A 9,405-nucleotide genomic window follows, 5' to 3' on the forward strand; every position below is an offset into this window, starting at 1 on the left:
CGTCGGCTTCACGACGGCGGCGGCCCTGGTCAGCGAGATGATGGAGGCGCGCGACGAGCGGCGTCTGCTCCGGTTCCAGAAGCAGATGGCCGCCTCCAAGCTGCTGATCATCGACGAGCTGGGATTTGTGCCACTATCAAAGACCGGCGCCGAACTGCTGTTCGAGCTGATCTCCCAGCGTTACGAGCGCGGCGCCACCTTGATCACCAGCAATCTGCCTTTCGACGAATGGACGGAAACACTGGGGTCCGAACGTCTCACCGGCGCTCTGCTCGATCGCATCACCCACCACGTCAACATCCTCGAGATGAACGGCGACAGCTATCGTCTCGCTCAAAGCCGCGCCCGAAAGGCCGGCTAAAACACTCCTCAAAAAATCGCCGCGCCGGCCTGAGACCCCCGCTCGGGCTACGCCCTCCCGGCGGTCTCAGGCCGGCGCAACAGTGGCCGACTTTTGCTCCGCCCCGTGGCCGGAAATTATTCCGCCGTTGACAAGCACAGCGCAGCCCTCGATCTCGAACCGTTCTGGCGGATAGGGTTCGAGAACTTGCTTGACTAACTCGCCAAGGTCAGCACGCTGCCAGTCCCGATGCGTAAGCAGATCGTGTGCCTTCGCCATTGATATGAGCCGATCCTGGAAAGCACTCACCTGATTGCGACCCGTTTCGTCCCCATCCAACGTCTGCTTAGCGATAGCGATGACAGTCGAAAACGCATTCTTGACCCGATGGTTCAGCTCGCCGGTCAGCACCGATTGCAGCCGTTCAGCTTCCTTCCGGGCCGTGATGTCCTGGGCCATCTTGGAGGCGCCGATCGTCTTTCCATTGCTGTCGTAAATGGGAGAAACGCTAAGCTGAACGTCGACCAGGCGCCCGTCTTTCCGTCGGCGCTGCGTCTCGTACGGCTCCACGACCTTTCCGGCGCTGACTTTTCGAAGAATTTCCGGCTCCTCGTCATGGCGCTCTTCCGGAACGAGCATGAGCACCGACTTTCCCACCGCCTCGTCTCGGGAATACCCGTAGAGCCTCTCGGCGGCGGCGTTCCAGTTGGTGATCGTCATGTTCAGATCGATACTGAGTATAGCATCATTCGAGGACGCGATAATGGACGCGAGCAGACGCTCCGCTTCCTGGGCGCTCTTTCTCGCGGAAATATCAATGGCGATGAAGCCGATCTGCCGGATTGCACCATTATCTTCTTTGAGAGCCGAGACCGAGACGGCTGTCCATACGATAGCTCCGTCCCGTCGTACGCATCTCTTTTCCATATCAAAGGGATCACCGGTTTCGACGAGGCGCCGGAAAAGGCGCTCGGCCTCCGGACGATCGTCCAGAAACGTTAGATCCTGGAAGCGGATGCCCACAAGCTCCTCTCGCTGATAGCCAAGCATCTCGCAGAAGCGCTGGTTGACGAGCGTCAGCCGGCCTTTGAGGTCGGTCTGGCCGATACCCGCTGCGGACTGGGAGAACAGCGCCCGCAGACGTTCTTCACTTTCCTTAAGCGCATACTGCGAACGCACCCTTTCTGTGGTCTCGCTGACGATGCAGAAGACACCACGGATAAGGCCGGTTTCGTCCTTGATCGGCGAATAGGAAATGTCGAAGTAGACGGTTTCCGGATGTCCATGGCGCTCGATGTAGAATTGGCGGTCTCTGGCGGAAACAGTTTCTCCACCATAGAGGACGCGATCCAACAAAGGCTGGAGGTCATCCCAGAGTTCGCTCCAGTTCTCCTTTGCCGGCCTTCCGAATGCGCGTGGATGCCTAAGGCCAATCGTGGGAGCGTAGGCATCGTTATAAAGGGCCACATACCGGTCGCCCCAGAACATGACGATCTGGGCGTGCGAGGGAAGCATGATGTCCACCGCCGACTTCAGACAGGTGGGCCATTCTGACGGCGGTCCTAGGATGGAGTGGTCCCAAAGCCCGCGCTCGATCATATGCGCTATTCCCGCACACGCGGTTTCGTTCAATCCGACTGCAGACACATCACGCCCTAAAAGAAACAAAAGGTTGGAGATGGGAACTTAAGCCCCTTGAACGCGATAACAAGGGGACACGCCCACCACCCTGGGCGCTCTTTCAGCACTAACTCTCTGATGGAGGCGACGCGAAGGACGGCAACGACGGAAAGCTCCTCCAGCCCTTCCGAGTGCCGATAACTGCATCCTCGGTCGTTGCCCGAGCTGCAACTTTCCATCACGACCCCGCGATACGTGCTTTGACTGTCTTCTCGGAACTGGCAGTCCTCACGGTAAGCTGGATCTGGGTGCCTGCGGCTGCTAGACCGATAAAGTTGCGCAGATCTGCCGCCCCTTGCACAGGCCGGCCGTTAACGGCTGCGACGACGTCGCCCGGTTTTAGGCCAGCCGCGGCGGCCGGTGATCCAGCCTCGACTGCTGCAATTAGTGCGCCTCGAACATCACCCAGGCCAAGTGAAGCGGCGATGTCTGGATCAAGATCTTGGATTGCGACGCCGAGCCTCCCCCGTTTCACTTCGCCGTGCTCGACCAGCTGCGACATGACAGCTCGGGCAATCTTGCTCGGTACGGCGAAACCGATACCGATGTTGCCACCAGCCGGGCTGAGGATGGCGGAGTTGATCCCTGCAAGCCTCCCGTCAAAGGTGACTAATGCGCCGCCCGAATTGCCTGGATTGATTGAAGCGTCCGTCTGGATAAAATCTTCATAACCTTCGCGGCTGAGACCGCTTCGGCCAAGCGCGCTGACGATGCCGGATGTGACAGTCTGCCCAAGACCGAACGGATTTCCGATCGCCACAACATAATCGCCAACGCGCAACGCGTCCGAGTCACCGAAAGGCAACGCCGTCAGATTGCGGGCCGGTATCTGGAGAACCGCAATGTCGGTACCCTTGTCGGAGCCGACAAGCTTAGCATCCAGCCGCCTCCCGTCCTTCAGCGTCACGAGGATCTTTCGGGCATTGGCCACGACATGATGGTTCGTCAACACGTAGCCTCGTGTCGCATCGACAATGACCCCCGATCCGGCGCTTAGACGGGGTTCCGCCTGGGGCTTATCCGGAAGGTTGAAGTAGCGTCGGAAATACGGGTCACTGTAGAGCGGGTTGTCCTCTTCGGGAGCCTGCGAGACGACCGAGATGTTGACAACAGCTGGCGTGACCTTCTCCAGCATCGGAGCAAGCGTCGGCACGCTGCCGCCGATCCCGGGAACGAACTGCGCCTGGGCTGGAACGCCGCCAATGAGCAAGGTGACGGTGAAGACGATGATCAATGGCCTGATGAGCCTTACGAACGCGGACATAGTCCCTCCCTCGTTTCGAGCATGCTGACGCAGAAAAAGCCGGAGGACGTCCCCCGGCTTCTTCCTTAATGTTTGATAGCGATGCGTTTGACCTGGGACTGCGCCTTCTCGTCCTTGGGCAAGGTGATGGTCAGCACGCCGTTTCGGAAGCGTGCATCAACCTCATCTTCCCTGACTTCGACGCCGAGCGGAATACGGCGCTCGAAGCGCCCGTAATAGCGCTCCGTGAACTGCCGATCCTTATCTTCGGTCTCCGAGCGCTTCTCACCCTTCAGGGTTAGCACGCCGTCATCGAGCAGGACCTCGATGTCCTTCTCCTCCAGGCCGGGCACTTCAGCCGTAATCCTGATCTCCTTGTCGGTGTCGGAGATCTCGACGCTCGGCCAGTTGGAACCGGGGCCAGAGGTGGTAGCGAACGACGGCAAGCCGGAGCCGAAGCCGCGGAAGACGTCGTCGAACAGGCGGTTGACCTCGCGATGCAGCGACAGGAAGGGGTCACGGTCGTTATCGCGCGGCAGTCCCGGAACCTGATTGCCATTGTTACGGCCCCAGGGGATCAAATCACGAACACTCATGTTTGTTCTCCTTATCTTGTGGTTCAGTCGGCAAGGCCTCGTTGCTGGCACCGGGCGTCGCCCGGCGCCTTTGCGCGCGTTCGCGTTGCTGGAAGCTTAAGCCGCTTGCTTGTTTGCTTCGATCTGCTTGATCTCCGCCAGGGGCAGCGCCTCACCGGTGCTGATCGCGATCTGGCGCGGTTTCATCTCTTCAGGGATTTCGCGCTTGAGATCGATGGTCAGCAGGCCATTGACGAGGCCGGCGCCCACCACCTTGACGTGGTCGGCGAGTTCGAATCGGCGCTGGAACGAGCGGCCCGCGATGCCGCGATGCAGATACTGAACATCATCAGCATTTGCCTTCTGGCCGGACACGAAGAGCATGTTCTGCTCCTGCGTGATCGTCAGTTCGTCCTGCGAAAAGCCCGCCACCGCCATGGCAATACGGTATTCGTCCTCACCGGACTTGACGATGTCGTAGGGCGGCCAGTTGTCCACCGCCTCGGCGCGGCTTGCAGCCTCAAGCGCGTTCAGCATTCGGTCGAAGCCGATGCTCGACCGGAACAGGGGAGAGAAATCAAGGTTGGTCCTCATAGCCATATCCTCCTTGTAAGCAACATGGATACAAGGAGGCGCCAAGAGCACATGGCGCCTCCTGGACTTCGTCGATTCCAATTGGGCAATCGAACAATATTGATATAATTCAGTCGCTTGCCGTTTCAAGAACCTTGGATATGCCCGCTGAAAAAAATTGATTTTTTTGTTTGGTCCACCAGATTCCTGTGATCAAACAAAAGGAGCAATGGGTATGACAATGACCTCCGAAGACGTCATCGCCATCCTCGGACCTGTCGACGAAACTTTGATAGCTGATGTCGTGGCGACGGGTGCCAGCCAGACTGAACTGGCGGAAGCCTTCGCATGGGTCAATAGCGACGAAGCCTTGATGAGTGAACGAAGGCCTCTGCCGACGGGCAGAACCGCCTTGTTGATCGACCTTCTTGTCTCAGACGAGGAGGAGTTGGAGTAGGAGAGGCGCCTGTCTGGAAGCGGCCTCGCCTAAGCGGTGGTCAACACGCGCACCTCGCCCTGGCGGCCAAGGGTGTCAACCACGATGCTGCGTCCGGAGCGGCGTATGGCAACGTCGGCCGAGCCGTTTCCGACTTGCAGATGTCGCACGATCACCTCATCGAGGAAAGAGGGGAGTTGAGGCTCGTTGAAGCCGATCACCTGAGCGTGTGGATCGAAGTCTAGGCCTAGGCAGGCTTGCAACAAAGACAACGGAGCTGCCGCCGCCCACGCCTGTGGAGAACACGCAACCGGATAGAAGGTCGGCCCTTGCGCCCGCTGGCGCGAAAGCCCGCAGAAGAGTTCGGGAAGTCGGCGCAGGTCGATATAGGTCGACGCGGCGAACAGGCCCTCGAATATGCGCGTCGCCTCGCCGCGGTAGCCATAACGGGCAAGGCCGCTGGCGATCATTGCATTGTCATGCGGCCAGACCGAGCCATTGTGATAGCTCATGGGATTGTAGCGTGCCTCGGTAGAGGCGATGGTGCGGATGCCCCAGCCGCAGAAGGACGAGGCGTTCATCAGTGTCTTGGCGACCTGAGCGGCTCGCTCTGGATAGGCAATCCCGGTGAACAGGGCATGGCCGGCATTGGAGGAGCGGACCCGGCAGGGCCGCTTGTTTCCGTCGAGCGCCAGAACGAAGGTGCCAAGTTCCTCATCGAAGAAAGCTGCATCGAAGGCACCGCGAAGTCCTTCCGCCCGTGCGACAAATTTCGCTGCACGCTCTGGTCTACCAAGTCGGCGGAAGATCTCGGCCGCTGCCCGCCAGGCGCCATAGACATAGGCCTGGACCTCGGCAATGGCGATCGGACCTTTGGCAAGACTGCCGTCGGCGTGAAAAACAGAATCGTGGCTGTCTTTCCAGGCTTGATTGATGAGCCCTTCTTCCGTCAGTCGTCCGTATTCGACGAAGCCATCGCCGTCGCGATCGCCGTGCTCATCGATCCAGGTGAGGGCTGCTTCGATATTCGGCAAAAGGCGATTGATTATGGCAAGATCGCCTGTTCGCTTGAGGTACTGGCCGGCCAGCAGTACGAACAGTGGCGTGGAATCGATGCTGCCGTAATAGCGCCGGAAAGGTACCTCGCCCAGCTCGGCCATTTCGCCGTAACGAACTTCATGCAGGATCTTTCCAGGCTCGGCATCCGCCGCCAGATCGACTTCTGTCGCCTGATTGGCGGCCAGATGACCGAGGACACCGCGGGCGATCTGCGGATCCAGCCACAACGTTTCCAGCGCGGTGATCAGCGCGTCGCGGCCAAAAACGGTGCTGAACCAGGGAATGCCGGCGTATGGGTAGGGACCTTCCGGCTTGTCCGTCATCAGCATGTAGAGGTCGGAAACGCTCCGCCGCGCGACCTCGTTGAATATCTCGTTGGACGTCAGGATCGAGGCCGCTCGCGACGAAGAAGCGCGTAAGGCGCGACGGGCATCACGCAGGCCCAGGAAGAAGGAGCGGTGCGCGGCTTGCTCCCCGTCACGGTCACAGCCGATCTCGATGAACAGCGACCGAGTTTCATGTGGAGCCAGATCAAGATCATAAATGACATGGCCGCTCCCAAGTGCGTTCGGGCGCGGATCGAAGGACAACTGCGTGACGCGCTTCTTATCGTCGAGGCCGATATAGGAAAGGAGAACGCGGTCCTGTTCCGCCACGGTCGGAAGATGGCGACCCGTCCTCGCCCTGACGGTTCCACGAACCTCGAACAGATCGGCGAAGTCCGCCCCGAACGAAATTTCGATACGCACTTGCTGTCGTCGCTCGTCGTAGTTCCTCACTGCCAAGCGCTCATAGCAACCCGCATTCCACAGAAAGCGTGTCCTGCGCATATGAATGAGATCATGCTCAAGTGTGAGCTTACCCCTCTCATCAAAAAGATCGGGATTGGTGAGATCGCAGGTCAGCGTCGCGTTGTCGTCGCGCAGCGTCGACGACAGAAGCATCGGCCGCTTGCCGTTGATCGTCAGATGTAGATGCGAGAGGTAACGCGTATCCCGATGAAAGAGGCCTTCCGGGCTACCAGGCCCGGAAAGCGCGTCACCATTGTGGTCGAAGACGGCGAAGGTGTCGCCGTGCTTAAGCGTTCGCGGCCGTCGCTCCTGCAGCGAGGCTGTGGCCGGAATGAAGAACTGGGCCACGGGGCTGGCCGGACCTGCCGACGTATCGGCTGAGTTGCTGGAAACAAAGAGGCTCGACATGCCAGCACGCCTCCTATGCCACGACCTGAAGATCCAGGCCCTGACCGTTGGCACGCCGCAGCGGGGCCGCCTTGGTGCGCACGCCGGGGAGATTGCGGTAGATGTCCAGATAGTCCCGAGCCATCCGCTCGGCGCTGAAACGCGCCTCGAATGTCGCGCGAACTTTCTTCCGATCCATCTTGAGCGCCCATTCGACGTTCTCGGCCGCGTCTGCCACGCTGTCGACGAGGATTCCGGAGACACCGTTGTCAATGACCTCCGGCACGGACCCGCATCCGAATGCGATTACTGGTGTGCCGCAGGCCATCGCTTCGATCATCACCAGTCCGAACGGCTCGGGCCAGTCGATCGGGAAAAGCAGGGCGCCGGCATTGCCGAGGAAATTGGCCTTCTGACGCTCGTTGATCTCGCCGATGAAATCGACGTTCGGATGGCTCCTGACGAGCGGCTCGATCACCGTTTCCCAATAGGCCTTGTCCGCATTGTCGATCTTTGCGGCCATCTTCAAGGACATGCCAACTTTCGCCGCGATTTCGATCGCCCGGTCGGGGCGTTTCTCAGGCGATATGCGCCCGAGGAACGCGAGGTAGTTGCCCTTGGGCTTCTCCGTGAATGGCAGCAGGTCGTGAGGGAGGCCATGATAGACCGTCCCTGACCAGTTGACTGGCGGCATTGGGCGGCGCTGATCATTGGAGATCGACACCAGCGGGATATCGGGAAAAACCGAGTAGAAGGGCTTGAGGTCCGGCAGGTCAAGGCGGCCGTGCAGCGTGGTGACCGTCCGGTCGGCAAACTCACGAATTAGCGGGAAATGCAGGAGATCGATGTGGAAGTGCAGCACATCGAATTCATGCGCCCGACGCCGGATTTCCTCCAGCATCACAACCTGATGCGGCAGGTGATCTTTGACGGCGGGATTAAGACGGAGCGCCACATCTGAGCACGACACGAGCTTCGCTTCGGTAATCGAATCTCCGCTGGCAAAGAGTGTGACGTCGTGACCGTGAGCGACGAGTGCGTCGGTGAGATAGGAAACAATGCGCTCGGTTCCACCATAAAGCTTGGGCGGAACGCTTTCAGCGAGCGGTGCGATCTGAGCGATCTTCATCGGCAAAACCTCCTCGATTGAGCAAAGAGTCGACGGCAAAAATCAGGGTCGCGTCCTCCAGAGGCACGCGGCAGGTGCGAAGTGGTTATATCTCGAATGGTTGTCGGTGACGTTCTCCTTTCCAATAACTGCACAGGCCGAGCCCGCCAAATCGGCGCGTTCGCGGATGGCGGCGTTGGCGTCTGGGGAAAGCGGAGCAAGCGAACGCGCGTTCGCCGCTTGCTTCACCGTCCTTATCCAGGATTTTCAAAGCGGCGATGATGTCGTCGTAGGACACGGCTTTATCCGTGCCGGGGTAAAGTCGAAGGGCTGGGATCGATTCGACCGAAAAGATGTCGGAGGCCCATGAAGCGAGAATGGCTCGCTTCTCGTCTTTACTGATATGCTCGGCGTCAAGCACATCGCGTGGATGACTGAACTGCGTCGCCGGATGAAGCAGATGCGCAACGCTGATCGCCGCTGCGGCTTCCATTGGGACAGAGGAGTGTATGTTTTCCTTTCTCATCGTCTGGCTCCACTGAAATCGAATCTATGGATGTCATGCACAAGATATTCAAGCCGCTTGGAGCGGAGTTTTCTCGAAGAGCCCTCGCGCCGCCCGAACCATCGTTTTGAGCTGATCGGGGTCGTGGACGCCTTGCCGGTACAGTTCCACGAGGATGGTAGCTATCCGATCAGCTTCTTCCGACTTCTTGACGAACCCGGCGCTCGATTGGATTTCATCGAAGACTTTCTGGCAGACCGCGAGGTCGTTCGAGTAGAGTGGCTCGGGTGAGTGCTCAATCCTTGCTTGAACCATGTGTTTCACCTTCCTCAATAACGGCTCGTCCCATACGGCGGGACGAGCCACAGTGAGCACTTAGAAGTCCATTCCGGCGCCTGCGGGCAGCGTTGGAGCGGTTTCCTTCTTGGGCTTCTCGGCAATCATGGCTTCGGTGGTCACGAGCAGGCCGGCAACAGAGGCGGCGTCTTGCAAGGCGGTGCGAACAACCTTGGCCGGGTCGATGACGCCCTGGGCATAGAGATCACCATATTCACCGGTCTGGGCGTTCCAGCCATAGGAGAACTCACTCTTCTCACGCAGCTTGCCGACGATGACCGAGCCTTCGGCGCCGGCATTCTCGGCAATCTGACGGACAGGGGACTCGATTGCCCGACGGACGATCTCGACGCCGACCTTCTGGTCCTGGTT

Annotated in this window: 10 protein-coding genes and 1 pseudogene; 2 read left to right on the plus strand and 9 right to left on the minus strand. The window is 59.3% G+C overall.

Annotated elements, in window-relative coordinates; translation table 11 throughout:
- Positions 1 to 361 (plus strand): ATP-binding protein (locus EV561_RS36070; protein WP_132528644.1); only part of this gene is annotated, 361 nt, incomplete at its 5' end.
- 66 nt (positions 362 to 427) lie between these two features.
- Here EV561_RS36070 and EV561_RS36075 read toward each other — a convergent pair.
- The 4 genes and pseudogenes from EV561_RS36075 to EV561_RS36090 form a co-directional block, all read right to left on the minus strand.
- A complete protein-coding gene (locus EV561_RS36075; RefSeq protein WP_348633772.1) occupies positions 428 to 1,855 on the minus strand; it encodes a PAS domain S-box protein in 1,428 nt (475 codons plus the stop codon).
- A gap of 355 nt (positions 1,856 to 2,210) precedes the next feature.
- A pseudogene (locus EV561_RS36080) lies at positions 2,211 to 3,284 on the minus strand (Do family serine endopeptidase); the annotation flags it as partial.
- A gap of 65 nt (positions 3,285 to 3,349) precedes the next feature.
- Positions 3,350 to 3,859 (minus strand): Hsp20/alpha crystallin family protein, encoded by a 510-nt coding sequence (locus EV561_RS36085; protein WP_132528647.1) that lies wholly within the window; start codon positions 3,857 to 3,859, stop codon positions 3,350 to 3,352.
- Between the two features lie 96 nt (positions 3,860 to 3,955).
- Positions 3,956 to 4,432: an Hsp20 family protein gene (locus EV561_RS36090; protein WP_132528648.1), complete on the minus strand. Its 477-nt coding sequence runs from the start codon at positions 4,430 to 4,432 to the stop codon at positions 3,956 to 3,958.
- 214 nt (positions 4,433 to 4,646) lie between these two features.
- On the opposite strand from EV561_RS36090, the gene EV561_RS36095 reads away from it, so the two are divergent.
- On the plus strand, positions 4,647 to 4,868 hold the full coding sequence (locus EV561_RS36095; RefSeq protein ID WP_132528649.1) for a hypothetical protein: 222 nt from the start codon (positions 4,647 to 4,649) through the stop codon (positions 4,866 to 4,868).
- 29 nt (positions 4,869 to 4,897) lie between these two features.
- On the opposite strand, the gene EV561_RS36100 is transcribed toward EV561_RS36095, so the two are convergent.
- The 5 genes from EV561_RS36100 to EV561_RS36120 all read right to left on the minus strand — a co-directional run.
- Positions 4,898 to 7,105: an amylo-alpha-1,6-glucosidase gene (locus tag EV561_RS36100; RefSeq protein ID WP_132528650.1), complete on the minus strand. Its 2,208-nt coding sequence runs from the start codon at positions 7,103 to 7,105 to the stop codon at positions 4,898 to 4,900.
- Positions 7,106 to 7,118: 13 nt separating this feature from the next.
- On the minus strand, positions 7,119 to 8,213 hold the full coding sequence (locus tag EV561_RS36105) for a glycosyltransferase family 4 protein (protein ID WP_132528651.1): 1,095 nt from the start codon (positions 8,211 to 8,213) through the stop codon (positions 7,119 to 7,121).
- Between the two features lie 85 nt (positions 8,214 to 8,298).
- On the minus strand, positions 8,299 to 8,718 hold the full coding sequence (locus EV561_RS36110) for a hypothetical protein (protein ID WP_132528652.1): 420 nt from the start codon (positions 8,716 to 8,718) through the stop codon (positions 8,299 to 8,301).
- Between the two features lie 48 nt (positions 8,719 to 8,766).
- Positions 8,767 to 9,012 carry a hypothetical protein gene (locus EV561_RS36115; protein ID WP_132528653.1) on the minus strand — a complete coding sequence of 82 codons (246 nt, stop codon included), beginning with the start codon at positions 9,010 to 9,012 and terminating at the stop codon, positions 8,767 to 8,769.
- A gap of 60 nt (positions 9,013 to 9,072) precedes the next feature.
- A partial coding sequence (locus EV561_RS36120; protein WP_281026237.1) for a TCP-1/cpn60 chaperonin family protein occupies positions 9,073 to 9,405 on the minus strand: 333 nt, incomplete at its 5' end.

Source organism: Rhizobium sp. BK376, assembly GCF_004341625.1.
Lineage (GTDB): Bacteria > Pseudomonadota > Alphaproteobacteria > Rhizobiales > Rhizobiaceae > Rhizobium.